The 26,340-nt window shown below is 55.9% G+C and carries 22 protein-coding genes and 1 pseudogene; 12 read left to right on the forward strand and 11 right to left on the reverse strand.

Features of this window, described 5'->3' with window-relative positions; all coding sequences use genetic code 11:
* Window positions 1-1,281 (forward strand): MFS transporter, encoded by a 1,281-nt coding sequence (locus IM284_RS11695; protein WP_047366951.1) that lies wholly within the window; start codon window positions 1-3, stop codon window positions 1,279-1,281.
* Between the two features lie 26 nt (window positions 1,282-1,307).
* Window positions 1,308-2,282 carry a glyoxylate/hydroxypyruvate reductase GhrB gene (gene ghrB / locus IM284_RS11700; protein WP_047366950.1) on the forward strand — a complete coding sequence of 325 codons (975 nt, stop codon included), beginning with the start codon at window positions 1,308-1,310 and terminating at the stop codon, window positions 2,280-2,282.
* A 58-nt stretch (window positions 2,283-2,340) separates the two neighbouring features.
* Here ghrB and cspA read toward each other — a convergent pair whose 3' ends face one another.
* Both cspA and IM284_RS11710 read right to left on the reverse strand, forming a co-directional pair.
* Window positions 2,341-2,553, reverse strand: coding sequence for an RNA chaperone/antiterminator CspA (cspA, locus tag IM284_RS11705; protein ID WP_003860775.1), 213 nt, complete (start codon window positions 2,551-2,553; stop codon window positions 2,341-2,343).
* Between the two features lie 247 nt (window positions 2,554-2,800).
* Window positions 2,801-3,511 carry a DUF3053 domain-containing protein gene (locus IM284_RS11710; RefSeq protein ID WP_045260020.1) on the reverse strand — a complete coding sequence of 237 codons (711 nt, stop codon included), beginning with the start codon at window positions 3,509-3,511 and terminating at the stop codon, window positions 2,801-2,803.
* Window positions 3,512-3,842: 331 nt separating this feature from the next.
* Here IM284_RS11710 and IM284_RS11715 point away from each other — a divergent pair, with 331 nt between their 5' ends.
* Window positions 3,843-4,130, forward strand: coding sequence for an HTH-type transcriptional regulator (locus tag IM284_RS11715; RefSeq protein ID WP_028015078.1), 288 nt, complete (start codon window positions 3,843-3,845; stop codon window positions 4,128-4,130).
* A gap of 38 nt (window positions 4,131-4,168) precedes the next feature.
* Here IM284_RS11715 and IM284_RS11720 read toward each other — a convergent pair whose 3' ends face one another.
* Window positions 4,169-5,788, reverse strand: coding sequence for an ABC-F family ATP-binding cassette domain-containing protein (locus IM284_RS11720; protein ID WP_047366949.1), 1,620 nt, complete (start codon window positions 5,786-5,788; stop codon window positions 4,169-4,171).
* Between the two features lie 837 nt (window positions 5,789-6,625).
* On the opposite strand from IM284_RS11720, the pseudogene IM284_RS23665 reads away from it, so the two are divergent.
* Window positions 6,626-6,808: pseudogene (locus IM284_RS23665) on the forward strand (hypothetical protein); the annotation flags it as partial.
* Window positions 6,769-7,146, forward strand: a complete 378-nt coding sequence (locus IM284_RS11730; protein ID WP_301538619.1) for a hypothetical protein — start codon at window positions 6,769-6,771, stop codon at window positions 7,144-7,146. The pseudogene IM284_RS23665 and the gene IM284_RS11730, both read left to right, overlap by 40 nt.
* Before the next feature lie 93 nt (window positions 7,147-7,239).
* Here the strand turns inward: IM284_RS11730 and glyS are convergent, their stop codons facing one another.
* The 3 genes from glyS to IM284_RS11745 form a co-directional block, all read right to left on the reverse strand.
* The gene (gene glyS, locus IM284_RS11735) at window positions 7,240-9,309 is read right to left on the reverse strand and encodes a glycine--tRNA ligase subunit beta (protein ID WP_047366948.1); all 2,070 of its coding nucleotides are present in this window, start codon (window positions 9,307-9,309) and stop codon (window positions 7,240-7,242) included.
* A 9-nt stretch (window positions 9,310-9,318) separates the two neighbouring features.
* Entirely contained in the window at window positions 9,319-10,230 is a 912-nt protein-coding gene (gene glyQ, locus IM284_RS11740) for a glycine--tRNA ligase subunit alpha (protein ID WP_003860141.1), read from the reverse strand.
* Window positions 10,231-10,390: 160 nt separating this feature from the next.
* Complete coding sequence (locus tag IM284_RS11745) at window positions 10,391-10,696, reverse strand: YsaB family lipoprotein (protein ID WP_028015074.1); 306 nt, start codon at window positions 10,694-10,696, stop codon at window positions 10,391-10,393.
* 182 nt (window positions 10,697-10,878) lie between these two features.
* On the opposite strand from IM284_RS11745, the gene IM284_RS11750 reads away from it, so the two are divergent.
* Window positions 10,879-11,874 carry an acyltransferase gene (locus tag IM284_RS11750; RefSeq protein WP_047366947.1) on the forward strand — a complete coding sequence of 332 codons (996 nt, stop codon included), beginning with the start codon at window positions 10,879-10,881 and terminating at the stop codon, window positions 11,872-11,874.
* Here IM284_RS11750 and IM284_RS11755 read toward each other — a convergent pair.
* The 4 genes from IM284_RS11755 to xylA form a co-directional block, all read right to left on the reverse strand.
* On the reverse strand, window positions 11,867-12,787 hold the full coding sequence (locus IM284_RS11755) for a GlxA family transcriptional regulator (protein ID WP_047366946.1): 921 nt from the start codon (window positions 12,785-12,787) through the stop codon (window positions 11,867-11,869). The genes IM284_RS11750 and IM284_RS11755 overlap by 8 nt on opposite strands.
* The gene (locus tag IM284_RS11760) at window positions 12,787-13,326 is read right to left on the reverse strand and encodes an isochorismatase family protein (RefSeq protein WP_047366945.1); all 540 of its coding nucleotides are present in this window, start codon (window positions 13,324-13,326) and stop codon (window positions 12,787-12,789) included. Before IM284_RS11760 ends, IM284_RS11755 begins: the two co-directional genes overlap by 1 nt.
* 103 nt (window positions 13,327-13,429) lie before the next feature.
* On the reverse strand, window positions 13,430-14,884 hold the full coding sequence (gene xylB, locus IM284_RS11765; protein ID WP_047366944.1) for a xylulokinase: 1,455 nt from the start codon (window positions 14,882-14,884) through the stop codon (window positions 13,430-13,432).
* Between the two features lie 61 nt (window positions 14,885-14,945).
* Window positions 14,946-16,268: a xylose isomerase gene (gene xylA / locus IM284_RS11770; RefSeq protein WP_088204493.1), complete on the reverse strand. Its 1,323-nt coding sequence runs from the start codon at window positions 16,266-16,268 to the stop codon at window positions 14,946-14,948.
* Window positions 16,269-16,639: 371 nt separating this feature from the next.
* Between xylA and xylF the strand changes: the two genes are divergently transcribed.
* The 4 genes from xylF (at window position 16,640) to xylR (ending at window position 21,617) form a co-directional block, all read left to right on the forward strand.
* Complete coding sequence (gene xylF, locus IM284_RS11775; RefSeq protein ID WP_041911619.1) at window positions 16,640-17,632, forward strand: D-xylose ABC transporter substrate-binding protein; 993 nt, start codon at window positions 16,640-16,642, stop codon at window positions 17,630-17,632.
* A 72-nt stretch (window positions 17,633-17,704) separates the two neighbouring features.
* Window positions 17,705-19,246 carry a xylose ABC transporter ATP-binding protein gene (locus tag IM284_RS11780; RefSeq protein WP_041911620.1) on the forward strand — a complete coding sequence of 514 codons (1,542 nt, stop codon included), beginning with the start codon at window positions 17,705-17,707 and terminating at the stop codon, window positions 19,244-19,246.
* Entirely contained in the window at window positions 19,224-20,405 is a 1,182-nt protein-coding gene (xylH, locus tag IM284_RS11785; protein WP_028015066.1) for a xylose ABC transporter permease XylH, read from the forward strand. The genes IM284_RS11780 and xylH overlap by 23 nt, the downstream gene beginning before the upstream one ends.
* A 33-nt stretch (window positions 20,406-20,438) precedes the next feature.
* Window positions 20,439-21,617 carry a D-xylose utilization transcriptional activator XylR gene (gene xylR / locus IM284_RS11790; protein ID WP_047366943.1) on the forward strand — a complete coding sequence of 393 codons (1,179 nt, stop codon included), beginning with the start codon at window positions 20,439-20,441 and terminating at the stop codon, window positions 21,615-21,617.
* Between the two features lie 39 nt (window positions 21,618-21,656).
* Here xylR and IM284_RS11795 read toward each other — a convergent pair whose 3' ends face one another.
* Window positions 21,657-22,481, reverse strand: a complete 825-nt coding sequence (locus IM284_RS11795) for a protein bax (protein WP_032644950.1) — start codon at window positions 22,479-22,481, stop codon at window positions 21,657-21,659.
* A 314-nt stretch (window positions 22,482-22,795) separates the two neighbouring features.
* Here IM284_RS11795 and IM284_RS11800 point away from each other — a divergent pair, with 314 nt between their 5' ends.
* Window positions 22,796-24,826 (forward strand): alpha-amylase, encoded by a 2,031-nt coding sequence (locus tag IM284_RS11800; protein ID WP_047366942.1) that lies wholly within the window; start codon window positions 22,796-22,798, stop codon window positions 24,824-24,826.
* A gap of 200 nt (window positions 24,827-25,026) precedes the next feature.
* On the forward strand, window positions 25,027-26,283 hold the full coding sequence (gene avtA, locus IM284_RS11805) for a valine--pyruvate transaminase (RefSeq protein WP_047366941.1): 1,257 nt from the start codon (window positions 25,027-25,029) through the stop codon (window positions 26,281-26,283).
* Window positions 26,284-26,340 lie beyond the last annotated feature (57 nt).

Genomic DNA, 26,340 nt, shown 5'->3' on the forward strand with positions numbered 1-26,340 from the left:
ATGAACAGTTCGACCAATGCAGTAAAACGCTGGTGGTACATCATGCCAATCGTGTTTATCACGTACAGCCTGGCGTACCTCGATCGTGCCAACTTCAGCTTCGCGTCCGCGGCGGGGATCACCGAAGACCTCGGCATCACCAAAGGTATTTCATCCCTGCTGGGTGCCCTTTTCTTCCTGGGCTACTTCTTCTTCCAGATCCCCGGCGCGATTTACGCGGAACGCCGCAGCGTGCGTAAGCTGATCTTCATCTGTCTGATCCTGTGGGGCGCCTGCGCGTCACTGACCGGCGTGGTGAACAATATTCCTGCCCTGGCCGCCATTCGCTTTATTCTCGGCGTCGTTGAGGCAGCGGTCATGCCGGCGATGCTGATTTACATAAGCAACTGGTTTACCAAATCTGAACGTTCACGCGCGAATACCTTCCTGATTCTCGGTAATCCGGTCACCGTACTGTGGATGTCGGTAGTCTCCGGCTACCTGATCCAGTCCTTCGGCTGGCGCGAGATGTTTATCATCGAAGGGGTACCCGCAATTATCTGGGCATTCTGCTGGTGGGTGCTGGTAAAAGATAAGCCTGCCCAGGCGAAGTGGCTTTCCGAAGATGAAAAAGCCGCGCTGCAGGCGCAACTGGATAAAGAGCAGCAGGGGCTGAAGGCGGTACGCAACTACGGCGAAGCGTTCCGCTCCCGCAACGTTATCCTGCTCTGCGCGCAGTACTTTACCTGGAGTATCGGCGTGTACGGGTTTGTGCTGTGGCTGCCGTCGATTATCCGCAGCGGCGGCGAGAACCTTGGCATGGTGGAAGTGGGCTGGCTCTCTTCCGTACCGTATCTCGCGGCGACCATCGCGATGATCGTTGTCTCCTGGGCGTCGGACAAGCTGCAAAACCGCAAGCTGTTCGTCTGGCCGCTGCTGCTGATTGCCGCTTTCGCCTTCATCGGCTCGTGGGCCGTGGGCGCGAATCACTTCTGGGCCTCTTATACCCTGCTGGTGGTTGCCGGTGCCGCCATGTACGCCCCGTACGGTCCGTTTTTTGCCATCATCCCGGAAATGCTGCCGCGTAACGTCGCGGGCGGTGCAATGGCATTGATTAACAGTATGGGCGCGCTGGGGTCGTTCTGCGGATCCTGGTTCGTCGGCTACCTGAACGGTGTGACCGGCAGCCCATCCGCGTCGTACATCTTTATGGGGGTAGCGCTTTTCGCCTCCGTGTGGCTTACTTTGATTGTTAAGCCTGCTAATAATCAACAGCACCTCGTCGGCGCACGCCACGCCTGAATCCTTAAAAATCAACGGAGATTAGCATGAAGCCGTCCGTCATTTTGTATAAAGCTCTGCCGGAAGATCTGCAGAAACGCCTGGAAGAACACTTCACCGTTACGCAGGTGAAGAACCTGAGCCCGGAGACCGTGGCGCAGCACGCCGATGCGTTCGCCAGCGCCGAAGGCTTGCTGGGTTCAAGCGAAAAAGTGGATGTCGCCCTGCTGGAGAAAATGCCGAAGCTTCGTGCTACCTCAACCGTTTCCGTGGGTTATGACAATTTCGACGTGGATGCCCTGAACGCCCGTAAAATCCTGCTGATGCACACGCCGCATGCCCTGACGGAAACCGTGGCAGATACGCTGATGGCGCTGGTGCTCAGCACGGCCCGTCGCGTGGTGGAAGTGGCCGAGCGTGTGAAAGCCGGCGAATGGACGAAAAGCATTGGGCCGGACTGGTTCGGCGTGGATGTGCATGGCAAAACGCTGGGCATCGTGGGTATGGGGCGTATCGGGCTGGCGCTGGCGCAGCGCGCGCATTTCGGCTTCAACATGCCGATTCTGTATAACGCGCGCCGTCATCACAGTGAAGCAGAAGAACGCTTCAACGCGCGTTACTGCGAGCTGGATACGCTGCTGCAGGAAGCCGATTTTGTTTGCCTGATCCTGCCGCTGACGGATGAAACGCGCCATCTGATTGGCAAATCCGCGTTTGAAAAAATGAAGAAGTCCGCCATCTTCATCAACGCGGGTCGCGGCCCGGTGGTGGATGAACAAGCGCTGATTGAAGCGCTGCAAAACGGCGAGATCCACGCCGCGGGTCTGGACGTGTTTGAGCAGGAGCCGCTTCCGGTGGATTCCCCACTGCTGAGCATGCCAAACGTCGTCGCCCTGCCACACATCGGCTCTGCTACCCACGAGACGCGCTACAATATGGCGGCGACGGCAGTAGATAACCTGATAGCCGCGCTTGCTGGAAAAGTAGACAGGAACTGCGTTAACCCGCAGATCCAACAGTAGAAACGAAAAAACCCGCCAGAAGGCGGGTTTTTGAATTTTGTGCTACTGGGTTGGAAGCTTACAGGCTTACAACGTTACCAGCTGCTGGGCCTTTAGCGCCGCTTTCGATGGTGAAGGAAACTTTCTGACCTTCGTCCAGAGATTTGTAGCCATCGTTCTGGATAGCAGAGAAGTGTACGAACACGTCTTTAGAGCCATCGTCAGGAGTGATGAAGCCGAAACCTTTATCAGCGTTGAACCATTTAACCAGACCAGTCATTTTAGCAGACATAGAAATTACCTTATTAACAAAAATATTGTGCCTTCCGGCTTGATGGATTGCGTTACAGATTTTTAAGCGATGAAGGAAGGGTCACTACGAAGGGTATCTATGGATAACAATCTGGACTGCTTTACTAAACTGCTTTAGGTCTGTGTAACAAACCGACGCGAACAGTTATACCGATGTGGTAGAGGAATGACAAGCGTTATTTTCTGAATGCCGAAAAAAAACCCCGCCTGAGGCGGGGTTTTTCTGTTTATTCTGTAGCAGCGACTGCTGCGCCCCACGCCTGGCTAAAGGCCTGGTGCTGGGCAGCCAGCGGCCCAATCAGCGTATTGTACTGACTTGCCTGCTGCGAGGTTGGGAACTGAATGCCGTTGGCAACAAAGCTCACCTGTGTCCCCTGCTGCGAGATGAAATCCCCGACCTGAACCAGCTGCTGAGTGAAGACCTGCGCGGCCGGAATCAGCGGTTGTATCGCTTCAGACGGTTTCGTCACTACTTTCTCATACACTTTATCGAAGACCGGTTTGAGATCCTCGCCCTGCTTCAGCGCAGAACGTGACGCGTCAGCCTGCATTTTCGCATTTTGCAGCTGCTGGCTCAGCACGCCGAGCGCACCGTTGGACTGGCGCAGCGGCTCGCGCTGAGTCATATAATCCTGGGGAACACGGATGGCGTTCACGCTATCCACTACCGGGCGGATACCGGAGTCCATCGCCTGGCTCACCTGCTGTGAATACCCATAAAGAATGGCGTAATCGGACACAAAGGGGCCAAACTGTTTTTTCTGATCCGCAGTCAGCGTCGGCAACCGCTCGCCGCTGCGCATCACTGTATTCTGCAGAAAATCGATAAACGCTTTGCGCTGATCGCCTTCTTTATCAAAACACCCACTCAGGCTAACAACCATCAACAACGCCGCAATAGGCGCAAACCAGCGAGAGCAGGACTTTCCTGTCGCCATTTTATTACTCCTTTCACCCAAAAAAGCGCACACCGGCACACGCGTGCCCGACGCTGACAAGGATAGTCCAGGTCAGCCTTGCAAGATACTCTTTTCATGTAAAACGACTATTGCCGATTTATTTCTTACTATTTACAAAAAAATACCTGGCGAAGCCGACATATGGTTAATCAGGGAATTAGCATAACTATCCAGATAGCTGAATCGCGTAAAGCGATCGTTACCGCACGATTAATCACAGCCGTGACGATCCTTGGTTTGTATTAGGGACTATTCTTAATTGGCTCTCTGATGTTCTTGATCACGATGTGAGATTTAAGAGGAGTTCTCAATGGAATATAAAGATCCTGAGTTTGAGCTGCTGAGCAGTCTGGAACAGATCGTTTTTAAAGATGTACCGCAGGCCATTACCCTGCAACAAAAATCCAATCCCTTTACAGAATATGAGCAATTGCGCAAAGGGACAGGACTGAAAACTGAAGAATTCGCCAGAGCGATGGGTGTCAGCGTGGCTATGGTGCTGGAGTGGGAGTCAAAACGAGAGAAACCCACCCCAACCGAGTTAAAGCTGATGCGCCTGATTCAGGCCAACCCTGCACTCAGCAAACAGATAGCGTAGTAAAGTTTGAACGCCCCCGCCTCTGCGGGGGCTTGTGTTTAAAGGCTCTCGAAACGCCAGCCCGTCTCTTCCCACACCATCTCGTGCGTCAGCGTTAACCCTTTTAAAAACGCATCATCGTGTGACACCACCAGCAGCGCGCCGGGGAAACCAGCCAGCGCCGCTTCAATAGCCTGCACTGAAGCCAGATCCAGATGGTTGGTCGGTTCATCCAGCAACAGCAGCTGCGTGGCCTCCCCGCGCCAAAGCACGCAGGCCAGCGCAGCCTTCAAACGCTCACCACCGCTCAGTTCCGCCAGCGGGAGCGAGACTTTGTCGGCCCCCAGCTGAAGCTGGGCTAAACGGGTACGTAAAATACCTTCTTCCAGGGGCGTATTGCCCAGGTTGAGGTGCGTCATGACCGACTGCGACAGATCGAGCCGGGAAAGATGCTGATCGAGATAAGCACAGCTGACCGACACCTTACAGGTTCCTGAGCGTGGACTAATGTCGCCGAGGATGGCTTTCAACAGCGTCGATTTCCCGCAGCCGTTCGGACCTTTTAGCGCCACCCGCATTGGCCCATCCATCCGCCAGCTAAGCGGAGGAACAGGCACATGCGGCAGCACCAGATCTTCCAGCACCAGCACCTGTTTACCTTCCGGGATCTGACTCCCCGGCAGGGTAAACATCACCGGGTTATCTTCCTCAACCCGCTCACGCGCCTTGTTTACCGCGGCATTCAGGACTTCATTTTGCTCGCTGTGCTGTTTTTTCCAGGCGCCGATACGTTCCTTTGCCGCGCCTTTGTATTTGACGCGTTCAAACGATGCGATATTCAGGGTATCGACGGTGCGTAATGTTTTTGCCGAGCGCCGCTGGCTGTCGTCATGCTCTTTTTGCATGCGCGCGCGGGTGCGTTTGCGCTCCGTGGCCGCATGTTCCAGCGCCGCGCGGGCCGCCTGCTGTTCGGCATCACGCTGGGTTTGATAATCCGCATAATTCCCGCCGTAGCTGCGCAGGCCGCCGCTGCTCAGCTCAAGAATACGCGGCACCTGCGCCAGCAGCTCACGGTCATGGGAGGCGACGAGCACGCCGCCCTGATAACGGGCAAGCTGGTCGTAGAACCACGCCCGTCCTTGTCGATCCAGATGGTTAGTCGGTTCGTCCAGCAGCAGGAAATCCGCTTCAGCCGTAAATGCCCCGCACAGCAGCGCGCGAATACGCTCGCCGCCGCTGAGCTCACCGGCTGGCTTATCTGGATCAAACGGCGGAAGTTTCGCCCGGGCAAACGCCTCGCCAAGACGTTCAGCTAAATCCCAGAATCCATCAAGCATTTCCAGATCGTCAGGCTGGTAATCGCCGCTGTCGATACGCGCTCGCGCCGCGAAGATGGCCTCGTACCCGAGCAGCTCAGCCAGCGTCGTGTGCGGCAAAATGTCCTGCTGCTGAGCCACATAGACATGTGTTCCGGTACGTTCAATATGCCCGCTTGCAGGCTCATCAAGCCCCGCCAGCAGACGCAGCAGACGCGTTTTCCCGCTGCCGTTACGGCCAACCAGAGCGCACAGAGACGGCTCCAGAGAAAAACTCAGCGGACCAAAAAGGGTATCGCCCGTCGCAAACTGACAGGTGACCTGATGCAAAATAAAAGAAGGGGACTGCGCAAAATGAGCCATAAGCACTCCTGAATGAAATCAAAACATCCCCTGCCCACGCGGTGGCGTTTAGCAAGGATCGAAATTCATCAGTCGTGTTTGTTCATTTTTGGGGGGCGCTCCAGAGCGAGAAATTTAACGGAGATAAGGATAGCGGTAATGGGTTGACCATTTCAAGGTTAAATTTTGGACGATTTGTACTCCCTCTCCCTTTGGGCTGAGGGATCCCCACCAAATATTGCTTGCACAGACGGCCCCCTCTCCCTTGAGGGAGAGGGCTGGGGTGAGGGGAAGCATACGACTCTGGTGGTCATTCCGTTCACTTTATGTTCCTTGCTACTCTGTAACGACAATACCCGTGAACGTGCCAGGGTGGCTCAGTCGCCACCACCCTGGCTACCCGGGCTCCCGGCGGTAAATCGCCGCTACGCGGTACCTTCGGCTTATTCCTTCCGGCTTATCGGGGACGGGCGGAGGTAACATCCCTGTAAAGCCCGCCCTCTCGGCGCATCCATGCGCCTCGCCCCGGCCTGCAGGAAACGCCTCAGCGATTTACAGCCGGACCATAGCGTCGCTGTAAGACCTCTGCCCGCAATATGTTTTTCATTGCGGTAATTTTGCGAGTCTCTTTCCAGAAATGGTAATATCCTCAGTGGCATAGCTCAAATCTATTGCCGCCTGTTTTGATGAGCAGTAAGTTCTCTTTGCACCTGCAAAATCAGGTGCCGGGTTTAGCATCCTGGCTTATCTTATCGGCGGCACATTATGTGCAGCATGCTTTGCTACATCTCAATGGTGGGCTGAGCAGGGGCATCGAAAGATGCGCCGGTATCCGATAAGGCCGGTAATGCTAACTCTGTTCAGTCCACCACCAGCGAAGTTAGCATTTCCGGTGGTGGAAGCTTTATCACTTATCGGAGGCTGCCAATATGGCTACTACCCCAACCCAAGCTCATTCTTTATTCACCCTGCCCTTCAACCACGCCACCGACTTCACCGAACTGGCGGATAACTGCGAACGTTTTACCGACGCACTGGTAGATTGCGAAGAACCCGCCCCAAAAATGGCGCTTTACGGCAGACTTTATGCCTGTCTGAATCTTCTGCAACCCACGCTTCTGGAACCTGTTCCGGACGCTTTAAAAGCCAGCCTGACCGTGAAGGAACTCCCGTCACGCGTTCCGGCTTTCGAACCCGAATGCGATCAGCTGGGGCGCTACTGTCAGGAGCTTACGCAGATGCTGATGAACGGCTCACTGCCGCGACAATCTGAAATCGTGATGGAAGATTTGCTGTGCGAGCTGGTCAGCTACTTTGCTGATACGCTGAAGGCACCGCGCTGGCTGCAGACAGACGAAGGCACAATCGCGATCGGCTAAACCTGCCGGATGGCGCTGCGCTTATCCGGTCTACAAAAGACCCATAAAAAAACCCGCCGAAGCGGGTTTTTAGCATGTGTTACAACGGGCACATTACTGCAACAGCGAAATATCCGCCACGCGCAGGAACAGCTCGCGCAGTTTTTCGAGCATGGAGAGACGGTTAATACGCAGTTCTTTATCTTCCACGTTCACCATCACTTTCTCGAAGAAGGCGTCGATCACTTCACGCAGCTCCGCCAGCTCCACCAGCGCTTCCTGGTAGCGACCTTCCGCGAAGTACGGCTCGAGCTTGTCGCGCAGCACCACAACCTGCATCGCCAGGGCGATCTCTTCCGGCTCTTTCAGCGTCGCGGCGTTTACGCGCTCGTTCAGCGTCTCGTCGGATTTCGCCAGGATGTTGGATACACGCTTGTTGGCCGCCGCCAGAGCAGATGCCGCATCCAACGTACGGAAGTGGGAAACCGCCTTCATACGCGCATCGAAATCAGCCGGACGGGTTGGACGACGCGCCAGCACCGCCTGAATGGTGTCGACGGTGTAACCTTCGTCCTGATACCACGCGCGGAAACGGCCGAGCATAAAGTCGATCACGTCATCCACCACGTTCGCGTTGGTCAGCTTGTCGCCGTACAGACGCACCGCTTCTTCGGTCAGGGTCTGCAGATCAAGGTTCAGGTTCTTCTCAACGATGATGCGCAGCACGCCCAGCGCGGCACGACGCAGCGCAAACGGGTCTTTATCGCCTTTCGGATGCTGGCCGATGCCGAAGATACCCGCCAGGGTGTCCATCTTATCGGCAATCGCTACAGCGCAGGCAACCGGGTTGGACGGCAGATCGTCGCCCGCAAAGCGCGGCTGATACTGCTCGTTCAGAGCTACGGCCACGTCTTCCGCTTCGCCATCGTGACGCGCGTAGTGCATGCCCATTACGCCCTGGGTGTCGGTGAATTCGAACACCATGTTGGTCATCAGGTCGCATTTGGAGAGCAGGCCCGCGCGGGTCGCGTGGTTAACATCGGCACCGATTTCACGGGCGATCCAGCCGGACAGCTCCGCGATACGGTCGGTTTTGTCGCGCAGCGTACCCAGCTGCTGCTGGAACAGCACGGTCTGCAGGCGCGGCAGGTTATCTTCCAGACGCTTTTTACGGTCGGTATTGAAGAAGAACTCGGCATCCGCCAGACGCGGGCGCACCACTTTCTCGTTACCGGAGATAATCTGGCTCGGATCTTTCGATTCGATGTTCGCCACGAAGATGAAGTTTGGCAGCAGCTTGCCGTCGTTGGCGTAAACCGGGAAGTACTTCTGGTCACCCTTCATGGTGTACACCAGCGCTTCTGCCGGAACGGCCAGGAATTTCTCTTCGAATTTCGCGGTCAGCACAACCGGCCATTCCACCAGAGAAGTGACCTCTTCCAGCAGGCTGTCGCTCAGGTCGGCATTACCGCCAATCTTACGCGCCGCTTCTTCCGCGTCCGCTTTAATTTTGGCTTTACGCTGTTCGTAGTCGGCAATCACTTTACCGCGTTCCAGCAGGATCTGCGGATACTGGTCGGCATTGTCGATGGTGAACTCTGGCTCGCCCATAAAGCGGTGGCCGCGGATCACGCGATCGGACGCCACGCCCAGAATGGTCGCCGGGATAACGGTATCGCCCAGCAGCAGGGTCACGGTGTGTACCGGACGCACGAAGTGAACGTCGGACGCGCCCCAGCGCATCAGCTTAGGAATCGGCAGCTTAGCCAGCGAAGTGGCGATCATGTTTGGCAGCAGCGCTTCAGCGCTTTCGCCTTTCACGTGGGCACGATACAGCAGCCATTCGCCTTTATCGGTGGTCAGACGCTCGGCCTGATCGACGGTGATGCCGCAGCCGCGCGCCCAGCCTTCGGCAGCCTTGCTTGGCTTGCCTTCCGCGTCAAACGCCTGGGCAATCGCCGGGCCACGTTTTTCAACTTCACGATCCGGCTGAGACGCCGCCAGATTTGCCACTTTCAGCGCCAGACGACGCGGTGCAGCAAACCACTCAATTTTACCGTGCGCCAGGCCAGCGTTATCCAGCTCGGCGATCACGTTCGCAGCAAAAGATTCAGCCAGGCTGCGCAGGGCTTTTGGTGGCAGCTCTTCGGTGCCGATTTCCACCAGGAAAGTTTTCTCAGACATGGCCGCCTCTTATTTGTTTCGGTTGCACATCGGGAAGCCAAGGGCTTCACGGGACGCGTAGTAAGCTTCTGCAACGGCTTTGGTCAGGGTGCGAATACGCAGAATGTAGCGCTGACGTTCAGTCACGGAGATCGCTTTGCGGGCGTCCAGCAGGTTGAAGCTGTGGGCGGCCTTCAGAATACGCTCGTAGGCAGGCAGCGGCAGCGGAGTTTCCAGCGCCAGCAGCTGCTGTGCCTCTTTCTCGTACTGCTCGAAGCAGGTGAACAGGAAGTCCACGTCCGCGTATTCGAAGTTATAAGTGGATTGCTCCACTTCGTTCTGATGGAACACGTCGCCGTAGGTGGTTTTACCCAGCGGGCCGTCGCTCCAGACCAGGTCGTAAACGCTGTCTACGCCCTGAATGTACATGGCCAGACGTTCCAGACCGTAGGTGATTTCACCGGTGATTGGCTTACATTCCAGACCGCCAACCTGCTGGAAGTAGGTGAACTGGGTCACTTCCATGCCGTTCAGCCACACTTCCCAACCGAGCCCCCAGGCACCCAGCGTTGGGTTTTCCCAGTTGTCTTCCACGAAACGGATGTCGTGGATGGTTGGATCCATACCCAGCTCTTTCAGCGACCCGAGATACAGTTCCTGAATGTTGTCGGGTGATGGCTTAATCACCACCTGGAACTGATAGTAATGCTGCAGACGGTTCGGGTTTTCACCGTAACGACCATCGGTCGGACGACGGGAAGGCTGCACATACGCGGTCGCCATTGGCTCTGGCCCCAACGCGCGCAGGCTGGTCATCGGGTGTGAAGTGCCGGCGCCGACTTCCATGTCCAAAGGTTGAACAATGGTACAGCCCTGACGAGCCCAGTAATCCTGTAAGGTCAGGATCAGGCCCTGGAAGGTCTTGGTATCAAACTTTTGCATAGTATTTCGTGCTGGATACGTGTGGTTTTAAATGGAAGGGACCAGTATACCCGCTGGCTGCAAGATATACAGTACGAAACGGGGTTGTTTAGGGAAAATTGGGAAATAAGCCTTCCGGCCAGAACGCTGGCGGCGTCTGGTTGTTGATTATGCGAGCAGGCTAGCGCATGGAGAGATGTAAAAACTGACCGTCCGCATCAAACGAGCAGACAAAGCCCTCTTTACGCGCAGTATACCCTCTAAGCTCATAGCTGCCCTGAAAGCGCTCGAATCCGATGACGTTAATTTTCTGAACGTCCGAGTTATAGCGCCGAGCGGCCCGCTCTTTACAGAGCGCTTCCATATTCAGCGAACGCTCCGGGCTTATTTTTCCCTGCTGCGCTTTTTGCACGGGGACTTCCTGTGGCGCACTGCATCCTGCCAGCATCAACAGCAGAAAGAGTGATGCCACACGCTTCATCATCATTTTTATTACCGTCCTGGTCAGCGGCTGTTATTTTTAATATCAACACTTTTATAGATTAAGGTCTGCCATTCTGCGAATCTCGCGGTCTCCCGGCAAGCCTGCGCATAAAACTCAGAATTTTCCAAACGAAGACTTTTGGACAATGGGAGTCCCACTCACTTTACAGGGAATAAGAGGAACTGATGCCGTCAAAAATTAACTGGATTGATAACCTGCGCGGAATAGCGTGTCTGATGGTGGTCATGATCCACACGACGACCTGGTATGTCACGAATGCCCACAGCATCAGCCACGTTAACTGGGATATTGCCAATATCCTCAACTCCGCGTCGCGCGTCAGCGTGCCGCTGTTTTTTATGATTTCCGGCTTTCTCTTTTTTGGCGAGCGTAGCGCGCAGCCGAGGCACTTCATCCGCATCGCGGCCTGTCTGGGGTTCTACAGCGCCGTTGCCCTGCTCTATATCACCCTGTTTACCTCCATTAACGCCGGGTTATCCCTCAAATATTTGCTGCAAAAACCGGTTTTCTACCACCTGTGGTTCTTCTTCGCCATCATCGTTATCTATCTGGTCTCTCCGCTCATTCAGGTGAAAAACGTCAGCGGGAAAATGCTTCTGGCCCTGATGGTGGTGATTGGCATCGTCGCCAACCCGAACACGGTCTCGCAGAAAATCGACGGTTTCGAATGGTTGCCGGTAAACCTCTATATCAACGGCGACACCTTCTACTACGTGCTTTACGGCATGCTGGGGCGCGCCATCGGGATGATGGACACGCAAAAGCGCGGTCTGAACTGGCTCTGCGGAGCGCTGTTTATCGCCGGCGTGGCGGTGATTTCACGCGGGACGCTACATGAGCTTCAGTGGCGCGGCAATTTTGCCGATACCTGGTATCTGTATTGCGGGCCGATGGTCTTTATCTGTGCCGTATCGCTGCTCACGCTCGTTAAAAACACCTTGAACGCGCGTCCCCTTCCCGTGCTGGGCTTTATCTCGCGGCACTCGCTGGGAATTTACGGTTTTCACGCGCTGGTGATCCACGCCCTGCGAACAAGGGGCGTTGAGCTCAAAAGCTGGCCGGTGCTGGATATCGTCTGGATTTTTGCCGCTACGCTGGTTATCAGCCTGCTGCTGTCGATGCTGCTGCAAAAAATCGACACGCGCCGCTTCGTCAGCTAACGCTGCGCTGCCGGGCGCGGTGGTACTGGCGCGGGGAGGAGAAGCCTGCCGCCAGCGAGGCCTGTTCCACGCCGCGCCCCTGCATCAGCCACTGCTCCGCCACCGCCAGACGCAGCTGCTCCAGATAATCACGGACGCTAATTCCTAAATGCGTCTGGAAAAGCCGGGTGAGATGGCGCGGGCTGACGTGCGCCAGTGCGGCGATATCAGGCAAGCTCCACGTTTTTTGCGGCTCGGCGGTGAGCGCATCCTGCGCCCGATGGATCGCCGGATGAAGATGGTTGCGATAGCGCAGCCACGGTGAAAGCTGGGGATCGTCACCGGAACGGCGGAACCAGACCACCATCTCGCGCGCCACGGCCAGCGCCTTTTCGGGACCGCACAGGCGGTTAATCATATGCAGCGCCAGATCGATGCCCGACGTGATCCCCGCGCTGGTCCAGATATTCTCGTCCTGTACAAAGATACGGTTTTCTTTAATCGTCGCCGTGGGAGCCACAGTGCGTAAACGGCTGATAACGTCATGGTGGGTTGTGCACTGTTTGTTATTCAGCAGGCCCGATTTCGCCGCCAGCAGCGCACCAGAACAGACGCACATCACCGTGATATCCCGGCGCTGAATGACCGGCTGCAGGCGCATTAGCCAGTGCTGGATCTGCTGCGCCTGCGGCGTTGAGAACTGAACGCGGGAGTCGCTCCCCCCCGGCAGGACCAGCAGACTCCCCGGAGGCAGACTTTCCGGCAACGGCTGGATGCCGCCCATCGTCAGGCCTATCGACGTCGGCACGTCCGGTTGCGGCCCAATGTAATGCAGACGAAACGCGTCGCCAGCCAGCACAAAGGTCTCCGCCGGGCCTGACATATCCAGTGCCAGTACCCCGGGTAACATCACGAACCAGACGTCGATGCGCATTACAGTGACTCCAGCGTCTCCGCTACCGTTTTAATTTCGGCAAAACGCCCGGCCAGTACCGTCTCGGTACGATGGCGAATTTCCGCTGCGCTCAGGGTAATGCCCTTGTACATCATGGGAAACGTCAGCGTTGCCTCGCTCACAAACGTCACAGCATAACCCAGATCGGATGCTACCCGAGCGGTGGTTTCACAGCATTGTTCCGTGCGAATGCCGCAGATAATCAGCTGGTTGATATCACGCTCGCGCAGCCAGCGGTCAAGCCCGGTATCCGTGAAGGCATTATGGACGTGTTTCTGGAAAACCACATCCGGCTGATGACGCAAAAAGGCCATCGGTTTGACATAGCCGCTTTGCAGCATGAAGGGGCCGTCTTCATCCACATGAAAAATATCAACGACAGGAATACCGCGCGCCTGGCAGCCTTCAATCAGCCCCAGCATCGCCTGCTGAAAGGCAGGAATGTCGCCCTCCTGCCAGTAAGGGCGATGATGGAAGGACTGCTGAGTATCAATATTGATGAGTGCAATGCGTGACATGATAAATCTCCTCGCCAGTGGGTGTGTCACCATACTGGCAAGGAAAGAGAGGCACGCACAGACCAAAAAAGGACATCTTCGTGCCTCTGTCGGACAAGCGAGTTTATGACATCAGCGGCAGCAATTGCTGATAGATTTTGCGGAACACCTCGCGCCTTTCGGCATAACGGGCATGTCCTGCCGCGTCAGGCACATGCGCCTGTTCAAGCGTAAGCTGCGGCAGCAGCTGCGAAAGCGGCTTGTCCGGGTTCATAGCGATCTGCGCCAGACGCGCGGCACCGAGCGCGGGGCCAACATCCCCTCCCGTGCGGAAATCCAGCTGCAACCCGCTGATATCCGCCAGCATCTGTCGCCAGTAAGGGCTTCGCGCGCCGCCGCCAATCAGGGTGACGCTCGACGGTTTCAGGCCGCAGTCGTGCACCACATCCATTCCGTCGGCCAGCGCATACCCCACACCTTCCAGAACCGCACGCGCCAGCTCTGCCGGGCCGTGCTGATGGGTTAGGCCAAAGAATACCCCTTTCGCTTCCGGGTTGTTGTGCGGCGTACGCTCGCCAGAAAGATAGGGTAAAAACCAGACGGTACTCGCCGCGTCATCCGCCTGCTGCGCTGCCGCAATGAGTGCCGGAACGTCCGCCATGCCGGTAAGCTTCGCCGCCCAGTCCAGGCAGGATGCCGCGCTCAGCATCACCGACATCAAATGCCATTTTCCCGGAAGCGCATGACAGAAACTGTGCACAGCGCTTTCGGGATTGCTGCGATAGCCGTCGCTGACGGCAAAATAGACCCCAGAGGTTCCCAGCGACAGCATCGCCTGCCCCGCCTCAACCATCCCGACACCCACGGCACCCGCCGCGTTATCGCCGCCCCCGGCCACCACCGGTACGGCAGGCATATTCCAGCGTTCCGCAACGTCTGGCAGCAGCGTACCCGTCACCTCACAGCCTTCGAACAGCGCGGGCATATGTTCCCGGGTCAGATGGCAGGCATCCAGCATCGCCTCGCTCCAGTCGCGCTTCGCCACGTCGAGCCACATCGTGCCTGCGGCATCGGACATGTCAGAGGCGAAATCGTCCGTCATACGAAAGCGCAGATAGTCTTTCGGCAGCAGGACTTTCGCCACCTGACGGAAAATCTCCGGCTCGTGGCGCTGTACCCACAAAAGTTTTGGTGCGGTGAAGCCCGGCATCATCAGGTTGCCCGTAATCTCGCGGGACGTGGGCACACGCGCTTCAAGGATTGCGCACTCTTCCGCACAGCGGCCATCGTTCCAGAGAATAGCCGGGCGCAGAACGCGATGCTGGTTATCCAGCAACGTTGCACCATGCATTTGTCCGGCAATGCCCAGCGCTTTCACGTCGCGCAGGCTGTGCTGCTCGCCTAAGGCTTTCATCGCGCGATCCGTCGCCTGCCACCACTGCTCCGGGTCCTGCTCCGACCACAGCGGATGCGGGCGTGAAACCTGCAGCTTTTCAGTCTGCGTTGCTAACACGTCGCCCTGCTCGCTTAACAGGATGGCTTTCACACCCGATGTGCCAAGATCGATCCCGATATACATTGTGGTGACTCCTTTGACAGAAATGCCCGGTGGCGCTTCCGCTTACCGGGCCTGCATGCTGTTATTTATCGAACAGGTAGTGATTAACCAGGTTTTCCAGCAATTCCTGATGCCCGCTCTGGTGCTGCGGCGCCAGTTGCTGTTGTTCAGCGTACTTCGCGATGTCCGCAAGCGATAACTGACCCTTCAAAATTTGCTGGCCCAGCTCACTGTTCCAGCCGCTGTAGCGCTTCGCCACGCGCTTATCCAGCTCGCCGTCTTCAATCATACGCGCCGCCACTTTCAGCGCCAGCGCCATGGTGTCCATCGCGCCAATGTGGCCGTAGAACAGATCGTATTTGTCGGTGCTCTGGCGACGCACCTTGGCGTCAAAGTTAAGGCCGCCGGTGGTGAAACCGCCCGCTTTGACGATCTCGTACATCACCAGCGCATTCTCTTCCACGCTGTTCGGGAACTGGTCGGTATCCCAGCCCAGCTGCGGATCGCCGCGGTTCGCATCTACCGATCCGAAGATGCCCAGCGCAATCGCAGAGGCAATTTCGTGATGGAATGAGTGGCCCGCCAGGGTAGCGTGGTTAGCCTCAATATTCACTTTGATCTCTTTTTCCAGACCAAACTGCTTCAGGAAGCCATACACGGTGGCGACATCATAGTCGTACTGATGCTTGGTTGGTTCCTGCGGTTTAGGCTCGATCAGCAGCGTGCCGCGGAAGCCGATTTTGTGCTTATGGTCGACAACCATCTGCATAAAGCGGCCAATCTGCTCGCGCTCCTGGCGCAGGTCGGTATTGAGCAGGGTTTCATAGCCTTCTCGGCCGCCCCACAGGACATAGTTTTCGCCGCCCAGCTGATGCGTAGCGTTCATTGCCGTCACCACCTGCGTAGCCGCCCAGCTAAACACTTCCGGATCCGGGTTGGTGGCCGCACCCGCACCGTAGCGTGGGTTGGTGAAGCAGTTTGCCGTACCCCAGAGCAGCTTCACGCCGCTTTGCTGCTGTTTTTCTGCCAGCACGTCCACCATCTGCGCAAAATTGTTCAGGTACTCTTTCAGCGACGCCCCTTCCGGCGATACGTCAACATCATGGAAGCAGTAGTACGGCACGTTCAGCTTGTGGAAGAACTCAAACGCCACGTCGGCTTTGCGTTTCGCCAGCTCGATGGCCTCACCCGGCTGTTGCCACGGACGGTCAAAGGAACCCACGCCGAACATATCGGCGCCGTTCCAGCAGAAGGTATGCCAGTAACAGGCGGCAAAGCGCAGATGATCTTCCATGCGCTTACCCAGCACCAGCTCATCCGGATTGTAGTGACGAAATGCTAAAGGATTGGTCGTTTTTGGGCCTTCGTAACGAACGCGATCGAGTTGGTCGAAATAAGCTTGCATATTGAGCTCCATAATCAGGGTATGCGGCGAGTCGTTGATTCAGGAGTAATAGTGAATAGACATTTTGGGTTGCTCAATTACGTTATTTCACACTGCTATTGAGAGAATGCACAACTGTGCGCTGGCTCGCAAAATAATGCGCAGACAAACTATTTTTCGGCGCGCATTCCAGAATCAAATGTAATTAAGGCGTTACGAATTTTAAAATCCGATCGCGGTCATAAATTCAGAAATAAACCAAATATCGTAATGAGAAGATAAAAATCTGTAATTGCCAGCCCGCCTTTCCGCGTTAAAAATTTGCTGCGACCCAGCAGTGAATGTTTCTTTTATCTCAGCAACACATACCCCTACAAAAAGGCCTAATAATTATGAAGATAAAGAACCTGACCCTAACGCTCTGCACTACGCTCCTCCTTGTAAGCTTTGCAGGGCATGCCAAGGAGGTCAAAATTGGCATGGCGATTGATGACCTGCGTCTGGAGCGCTGGCAAAAAGATCGCGATATTTTTGTGAAAAAAGCGGAATCACTCGGTGCGAATGTGTTTGTTCAGTCGGCTAACGGCAATGAAGAAACGCAAATGTCGCAGATCGAGAATATGATCAACCGGGGAGTCGATGTTCTGGTCATTATCCCTTATAACGGCCAGGTATTAAGTAACGTGGTGAAAGAAGCGAAGCAGGAAGGCATAAAAGTTCTCGCTTATGACCGCATGATTAATAACGCCGATATTGATTATTATATTTCCTTCGACAATGAAAAAGTGGGCGAATTACAGGCGCAAAGCCTGATCGACAAAGTGCCTCAAGGCAATTATTTCCTGATGGGCGGTTCGCCGGTGGATAACAACGCCAAACTGTTCCGCGAAGGGCAAATGAAGGTCCTTAAGCCGTACATCGACAGCGGCAAAATTAAGGTGGTCGGCGATCAGTGGGCCGACGGATGGTTACCAGAAAATGCCCTGAAGATTATGGAAAATGCGCTGACGGCCAATAACAACAAAATTGATGCTGTCGTGGCCTCCAACGATGCCACAGCAGGCGGGGCTATTCAGGCTCTGAGTGCCCAGGGGCTGGCCGGTAAAGTCGCGATTTCTGGTCAGGATGCGGACCTGGCGGGCGTAAAACGCATTATTGCAGGAACTCAGACCATGACGGTCTACAAACCGATTACCGAACTTGCCAATACGGCGGCGGAAATTGCCGTTGAGCTGGGCAACGGTAAGCAACCTAAAGCAGATGCAACGCTGAATAACGGCCTGAAAGACGTTCCGGCTCGCCTGCTCACGCCAATTGAAGTCAATAAAGAGAACATTGACGCCACCGTTATTAAAGACGGTTTCCACAAGAAGAGCGAACTGTAATCCGGCGCTGCCCCTGCTCTGCGGGGGCGCATCACGTTGTACTGTTCTTCCCTCGGGTTATGTGGAGCAGTTATGCCTTATTTACTTGAAATGAAAAGCATCACCAAGCGCTTCGGCGCGGTGAAAGCCGTCGACAACGTCAGTCTCCGGTTGAACCCTGGAGAAGTGGTTTCGCTGTGTGGCGAGAATGGTTCGGGCAAATCAACGCTGATGAAAGTCCTGTGTGGGATCTACCCGCACGGCAGTTACGAAGGCGAAATTGTCTTTGCTGGTGAAGTCATCCAGGCGACGCACATTCGCGACACCGAACGTAAAGGCATCGCCATCATCCACCAGGAGCTGGCGCTGGTGAAACATCTCACCGTGCTGGAGAACATCTTCCTCGGAGCCGAGATTTCCCGCCACGGCGTGCTGGATTACGACACCATGACGCTCCGCTGTGAAAAGCTGCTGGCGCAGGTGAGCCTCAACATTTCACCGGATACCCGCGTGGGCGATCTGGGTTTGGGGCAACAGCAGCTGGTCGAAATTGCGAAGGCGCTGAATAAACAGGTCAGGCTGCTGATCCTCGATGAGCCAACGGCGTCACTCACCGAACAGGAAACTGCGGTTCTGCTCAATATCATCCGCGATCTGCAAAACCACGGTATCGCCTGCATCTACATTTCGCACAAGCTGAACGAGGTAAAAGCCATTTCGGACACCATCTGCGTGATCCGCGACGGGCAACACATCGGCACGCGTGAAGCTGCGGGCATGAGTGAAGATGACATCATCACCATGATGGTGGGCCGCGAGCTGACCGCGCTCTATCCGAATGAGCCCCACAGCCAGGGCGATGAAGTGCTGCGCGTGGAAAACCTGACCGCGTGGCACCCCGTTAACCGCCACATTAAGCGGGTCAATAACGTTTCGTTTTCCCTTCACAGCGGCGAAATTCTTGGGATTGCTGGGCTCGTCGGTGCCGGGCGCACCGAAGCCGTGCAGTGCCTGTTTGGCGTGTGGCCAGGGCGCTGGGAGGGCACGATATATATAGACGGCCAGCCCGTGAGAATCGACAACTGCCAGCAGGCGATTGCCCGCGGCATTGCCATGGTGCCGGAAGACCGCAAAAAAGACGGCATCGTACCGGTCATGGCGGTGGGTAAAAACATCACCCTTGCGGCACTCGATCGGTTCTCCGGCGCGCTGAGCAGCCTGGATGATGCCGCCGAGCAGCAGTGCATCCTCCAGTCACTTGCCCGGCTGAAGGTCAAAACCTCCTCGCCGGAACTGGCGATTGGCCGACTGAGCGGCGGTAACCAGCAGAAGGCGATTCTGGCGCGCTGTCTGCTCCTCAATCCACGCATATTAATCCTTGATGAGCCGACGCGCGGGATCGATATCGGTGCCAAATACGAAATCTACAAACTGATTAATCAGCTTGTACAGCAAGGGATTGCCGTCATTGTCATCTCGTCTGAGTTACCCGAAGTGCTCGGCCTGAGCGACCGCGTGCTGGTCATGCACGAGGGGAAACTGAAAGCCAACCTGATTAACCAGAACCTGACGCAGGAGCAGGTGATGGAAGCCGCTTTAAGGAGCGAACGTCATGTCGAAAAGCAATCCGTCTGATATCAAAGTCGCTGTTCCGACGCCCGGCGCGTTCGCGGGGCTAAAAGCGCTGAACCTGCAGGTTTTCGTGATGATCGCGGCGATTATCGTCATCATGCTGTTCTTCACGTGGATGACGGATGGCTCGTACTTAAGCGCGCGTAACGTCTCAAACCTGCTCCGCCAGACCGCCATCACCGGCATCCTGGCCGTGGGCATGGTGTTCGTGATCATCTCTGCGGAAATCGACCTGTCGGTCGGGTCGATGATGGGTCTTCTCGGCGGCGTGGCGGCCATTTTTGACGTCTGGCTCGGCTGGCCGCTGCCGCTAACCGTCGCGGTTACGCTGGTACTGGGGCTGGTTTTAGGGGCCTGGAACGGCTGGTGGGTTGCCTATCGGAAGGTGCCATCGTTTATCGTCACCCTGGCGGGAATGCTGGCCTTCCGCGGGATCCTGATCGGTATCACCAACGGCACGACCGTCTCCCCGACCAGCGCGGCGATGTCCCAAATTGGCCAGAGTTACCTCCCGGACAGCATAGGCTTTACGATCGGCGTGGTGGGACTGCTGGCGTTTGTCGCGTGGCAATGGCGTGGACGTATGCGCCGTCAGGCGCTGGGTCTTGCGTCGCCAGCGTCAACGTCCGTGGTAGGACGTCAGGCGCTGACGGCGGTCATTGTGCTGGGCGCCATCTGGCTTCTTAACGACTATCGCGGCGTTCCGACGCCGGTACTGCTGCTGGCGCTGTTACTGCTCGGCGGCATGTTTATGGCGACGCGCACCGCGTTTGGCCGTCGTATTTATGCCATCGGCGGCAACCTTGAAGCTGCTCGCCTGTCGGGTATTAACGTCGAACGTACCAAGCTGGCGGTTTTCGCCATTAACGGCCTGATGGTCGCTATCGCCGGGTTGATCCTCAGCTCGCGTCTGGGGGCAGGCTCTCCTTCCGCCGGTAACATCGCCGAGCTGGATGCTATCGCTGCCTGCGTCATCGGTGGCACCAGCCTCGCAGGCGGTATCGGTAGCGTGGCGGGCGCGGTCATGGGGGCATTTATCATGGCGTCGTTGGATAACGGGATGAGTATGATGGACGTTCCGACGTTTTGGCAGTATATCGTCAAGGGGGCCATTCTTTTACTGGCAGTCTGGATGGACTCTGCCACCAAGCGACGAGCCTGATAACCGCATTGTGACTTAACTGGGAAGCGAGCCATGTTTGAAAAGCGTCACCGCATTACGTTGTTATTCAATGCCAACAAAGCCTACGACCGTCAGGTGGTAGAAGGCGTGGGTGAATATTTGCAGGCGTCGCAATCCGAATGGGATATTTTTATTGAAGAAGATTTCCGCACCCGTCTGGAGAACATCAAAGACTGGCTGGGTGATGGCGTTATCGCCGACTATGACGATCCCATCATTGAGCAGCTGCTAACCGACGTCGACGTGCCGATTGTGGGCGTCGGCGGCTCGTATCATTCACCCGAACACTACCCGCCGGTCCACTACATCGCCACCGATAATCATGCCCTGGTCGAGGCCGCCTTTCTCCATTTAAAGGAAAAAGGCGTCCATCGCTTCGCGTTTTATGGTTTACCCACCACCAGCGGCAAGCGCTGGGCCGTGGAGCGTGAACATGCGTTTTGCCAGCTGGTCGCACAGGAGAAGTACCGCGGCGTGGTCTATCAGGGGCTGGAAACCGCACCGGAAAACTGGCAGCACGCGCAAAACCGCCTGGCGGACTGGCTGCAAACGCTGCCACCGCAAACCGGCATTATTGCCGTTACGGACGCCCGGGCCCGACACGTGCTGCAGGTCTGCGAACATTTGCATATCCCGGTGCCCGAAAAACTGTGCGTGATTGGCATTGATAACGAAGAACTGACCCGCTACCTGTCCCGCGTGGCGCTCTCCTCCGTAGCACAGGGCACACGTCAGATGGGCTATCAGGCAGCAAAGCTGTTGCACCGTCTGCTGGATAAAGAGGCTCTGCCGCTTCAGCGCCTGCTGGTTCCCCCCGTCCGCGTCGTTGAGCGTCGCTCAACCGATTATCGCTCCCTAAGCGACCCGGCCGTCATCCAGGCCATGCACTATATCCGCAACCACGCCTGCAAAGGGATTAAGGTCGATCAGGTCCTGGACTCGGTGGGCATTTCCCGCTCGAATCTGGAGAAGCGGTTCAAAGAAGAGGTGGGCGAAACCATTCATGCCGTCATTCATGCGGAGAAGCTGGAGAAGGCCCGCAGCCTGCTTGTCTCTACGTCACTGTCGATCAACGAAATCTCGCAGATGTGCGGCTATCCTTCGCTGCAGTATTTCTATTCGGTGTTTCGCAAAGAGTATGACACCACGCCGAAAGAGTACCGGGATCGCCACAGCGAGGTGCTGATCTAGAAAAGAAAACGCCTTCCAGTGGAAGGCGTTTTTTTGAGATTACATATGGGCGGCGATTAAGCGCTGGTTATCCTGGTACATAGCAAACAGATAGTTGTTATAGCTCTGTCCCTTCGTCGAATAACCTTTCAGCTTGTGGATCATCGTACTGGCCGTCACTTCCTGGTCCGCTTTACGCAGCTGAGCGCGTGATTTACGGAACGATGAGTAGGCCGGGTGCGTGTTCAGATTCACCACATAGGCGTTCACGGAATCTTTCACAGATTCAAACTGCGAATAGCCTTTCACCTTGCCAGGCGCATTCGTACAACGCCCTTTCGCACATTTCATGCCGAACAGGTTGTTGTTATTACGCGCCAGCTTAGAGGTTCCCCAGCCGCTTTCGGCTGCTGCCATGGTCGCTACCATGCTGCCTGGGATAATGTCCACACGCTCAAGGAGAGCATTCCACGGTACGCGACGCGTGTTACCGTTCCAGCTCAGTTTGTAGCGCTTCGTGATGTCTTTCAGACGCGCGCGTTCAGACGGCGACCAGCGGCTATCGTACTGTTTTGAAATTAACCAGTTACGATCCGCCGTAATCGCGGCATTTTGACTTGTTATGTAAGGCATTACCGTCCGGAGAAACGCTTTTTTTCTTGGTGTTCCGGAAGGGTATTTTCGCAAATCAGGAAGTGAACTACTCTTTGCACTATTGCGAGAATACTCTTGTTTACTGCTAACCTTACTACTTGTCGTCTTTATTACGTGGGCTTTCTTACTCGTTGTATCCGTGTGCGTCTTCGCAAGCACCCCACCCGAAAATGTCGTGGTGAGTAACATGAGTATCGCGGCCCCATATCGTCGAATGGGAGTCGATATCATTAGGTCTCCTGGTCGGATGTAATCATCCCAACACCTTATTTTTTTCACAAATTTGAGAGCGGAATCTCAAATCATATCAAAAATAGACTTCAAGAGCACGTATAGAAATAGTCCAAATCCGAAACTATGTCACCTGAAACTTGCTCATAAAAACATCATTCCTGAAAAAATGTGTGCGATATCGCAGATAACTGTCTCATTTCGCGCGGGATCACTCATCCTCACAGATCCTCCCGACAGAAAGCGATGGAGGATGAGTTTTTAACCACAACCTGATGGCACACTGGTCAAAAATGCCGCGACAGGAAAATGGAATGAAACGCACCGCATTAGCTTTTCTGATGTTACCCGCTCTGGCACATGCCGACTGGTCATCGCCGGGGTTTAGCGCATTTCGCGCCGAAGGCACCGGGGTTTTCACCAGCCAGGCAAAGCTTACGAAGGGTACGCGTCCTCTGACGCTGGGTTTTGACAAGACGTGCTGGCAGCCTTCGGAGGCGATAAAACTCAATGAGATGCTGTCGCTCAAGCCCTGCGACGGGTCTCCGCCGCAGTGGCGCCTTTTCCGCGACGGTGAATACCAGATGCGGATTGATACCCGATCCGGCACGCCCACGCTGCTGCTGACAATTCAGAGTACCGCAGAACAGCCGGTTGCAAGCGTTATCCGCCAGTGCCCGAAGTGGGACGGTAAACCGCTGACGCTGGACGTCAGCCATACCTTCCCGGAAGGCACCGTGGTGCGTGATTTCTACAGCAAACAGACCGCGACAGTGCAGAACGGAAACATAACCCTGCAGCCAGACGCCAGCAGTGGTGGCCTGCTGCTGCTTGAGCGCGCCGAAACCGACAAACCAGCGCCGTTTAGCTGGCAGAACGCCACCGTCTATTTTGTGCTAACCGACCGCTTTGTGAATGGCGACCCGGGCAACGACAACAGCTACGGTCGTCACAAAGACGGCATGCAGGAGATTGGCACCTTCCACGGTGGCGATCTCAAAGGGCTCGCCAGCAGGCTCGACTATTTACAGCAGCTGGGGGTGAACGCGCTCTGGATAAGTTCCCCGCTTGAGCAGATCCACGGCTGGGTAGGCGGTGGCACCAAAGGGGACTTCCCACACTATGCCTATCACGGCTACTACACCCAGGACTGGACGAAGCTCGATGCCAACATGGGCACCGAGGATGATCTGCGCCATCTTGTTGATGAAGCGCACAGGCGCGGCATTCGCATCCTGTTCGATATCGTCATGAACCACGCGGGCTACGCGACGCTTGCGGACATGCAGGAGTACCAGTTTGGCGCGCTGTATCTGCAGGGTGATGAGCTGAAAAAGACCCTGGGCGACCGCTGGACGGACTGGAAGCCGGGCGCGGGCCAAAGCTGGCATAGCTTCAACGATTACATCAACTTTAGCGACAAAGCCGCATGGGAAAAATGGTGGGGCAAGAAATGGATCCGCACCGACATTGGTGATTACGACAACCCCGGCTTCGACGATTTAACCATGTCGCTGGCGTTCCTACCGGATCTGAAAACGGAATCCACCGCCCCTTCCGGATTACCCAACTTTTATCAGCACAAGCCCGATACCCACGCGAAAGCCATCCCGGGATATACCCCGCGCGACTATCTCACCCACTGGCTCAGCCAGTGGGTGCGCGACTACGGCATTGACGGTTTCCGGGTAGATACCGCGAAGCACGTCGAGCTTGCGGCCTGGCAACAGTTAAAGGACCAGGCTAGTCAGGCGCTGGCCGCGTGGAAAGGGGCCAACCCGGACAAAAAGCTCGATAACGCACCGTTCTGGATGACCGGCGAGTCCTGGGGCCACGGAGTGATGCAAAGCGACTATTACCGCCACGGTTTCGACGCGATGATCAACTTTGATTATCAGGAGCAGGCGGCAAAAGCGGTGGATTGCCTGGCCGATATGGATCTCACCTGGCAGCAAATGGCGGAAAAGCTGCAAAGCTTCAACGTGCTGAGCTATCTCTCCTCCCATGACACACGCCTGTTCCGCGAAGGAGGCCAGCGCGCTGCGGAGCTGCTCCTGCTGGCACCGGGCAGCGTACAAATCTATTACGGTGATGAATCCGAGCGTCCGTTTGGCCCGACGGGGTCTGACCCGCTGCAGGGTACACGCTCGGATATGAACTGGCAGGACGTGACGGGCAAGCAGGCCTTAACCGTCGCCCACTGGCAAACGCTGGGCCAGTTCCGCGCCCGCCATCCGGCGATCGGTGAAGGCAAGCAAACCACGCTGTCGCTGAAAGAGGGGTACGGCTTCGTACGCGAGCACAAGGGCGATAAGGTGATGGTGGTATGGGCGGGTAATCAATAATTATCCCCCCCTCACCCTGGCCCTCTCCCCGCATGGGGAGAAGGCCGGGGTGAGGGGTGAAACCCACCAGAACTATTCACTACATAAATCCCACTCCGCCATACAAAACAACAAATCCGACCACATCTCCCGATTTGCACCAGCACAGTGCTAGCGTTATGGTTACCCACTTTCAAAATAAGCTCGATAGAACACCTGCTATGACGTTTTCACTTTTTGGCGACAAATTCACCCGCCATTCAGGCATTACTCGCCTGATGGAGGACCTCAACGACGGGCTGCGCACACCGGGTGCCATCATGCTCGGCGGCGGAAACCCGGCGCAAATTCCGGAGATGACAACCTATTTCCAGACGCTGCTCGCGCAGATGCTGGAAAACGGCAAAGCGACCGATGCGCTCTGCAATTACGACGGTCCGCAGGGTAAAACCGAGCTACTGACTCTCCTTGCCAAAATGCTGCGTGAAGAGCTGGGCTGGGATATCGAACCACAGAATATTGCACTAACAAACGGCAGCCAGAGCGCGTTTTTCTACTTGTTTAACCTCTTCGCAGGGCGTCGTGCCGACGGCACCACCAAAAAGGTGCTGTTCCCGCTGGCACCGGAGTATATCGGCTATGCTGATTCCGGCCTGGAAGAGGATCTGTTCGTCTCCGCGCGCCCGAACATCGAGCTGCTGCCGGAAGGCCAGTTCAAATATCACGTCGATTTTGAACACCTGCATATTGGTGAAGAGACGGGGATGATCTGCGTATCGCGCCCGACGAACCCAACGGGCAACGTGATTACCGACGACGAACTGATGAAGCTGGATGTCCTGGCGAATCAGCACGGCATCCCGCTGGTGATCGACAATGCCTACGGCGTGCCGTTCCCGGGCATTATCTTCAGCGAAGCACGTCCGCTGTGGAACCCGAACATTGTCCTGTGCATGAGCCTCTCCAAGCTGGGTCTGCCGGGCAGCCGCTGCGGCATCATCATCGCCAACGAGAAAATCATCACCGCCATTACCAATATGAACGGCATTATCAGCCTTTCACCAGGCGGTATCGGTCCGGCGATGATGTGCGAAATGATCAAGCGCAACGACCTGCTGCGTCTGTCTAATGAAGTCATCAAACCGTTCTATTACCAGCGCGTTCAGGAGACGATTGCGACGCTTCGCCGCTACTTACCGGAAGAACGCTGCCTGATCCACAAACCTGAAGGAGCGATTTTCCTGTGGCTGTGGTTTAAGGATTTGCCGATCACTACAGAACTGCTCTATCAGCGACTGAAAAAGCGTGGCGTGCTGATGGTGCCGGGCGATTACTTCTTCCCGGGTCTGGATAAGCCGTGGCCGCACACGCACCAGTGCATGCGCATGAACTACGTGCCCGATCCGGCAAAAATCGAAGCGGGCGTTAAAATTCTCGCCGAAGAGATCGAAAAAGCCTGGCACGAAGGCAATTGTTAAAAAATAAGGCTCTTCAAATGAAGAGCCTTATTTTTCCGTGATCTGAATCTTAAATTA

The organism is Enterobacter cloacae complex sp. P12RS (assembly GCF_014895875.1).
Taxonomy (GTDB): Bacteria; Pseudomonadota; Gammaproteobacteria; order Enterobacterales; family Enterobacteriaceae; genus Enterobacter; species Enterobacter bugandensis.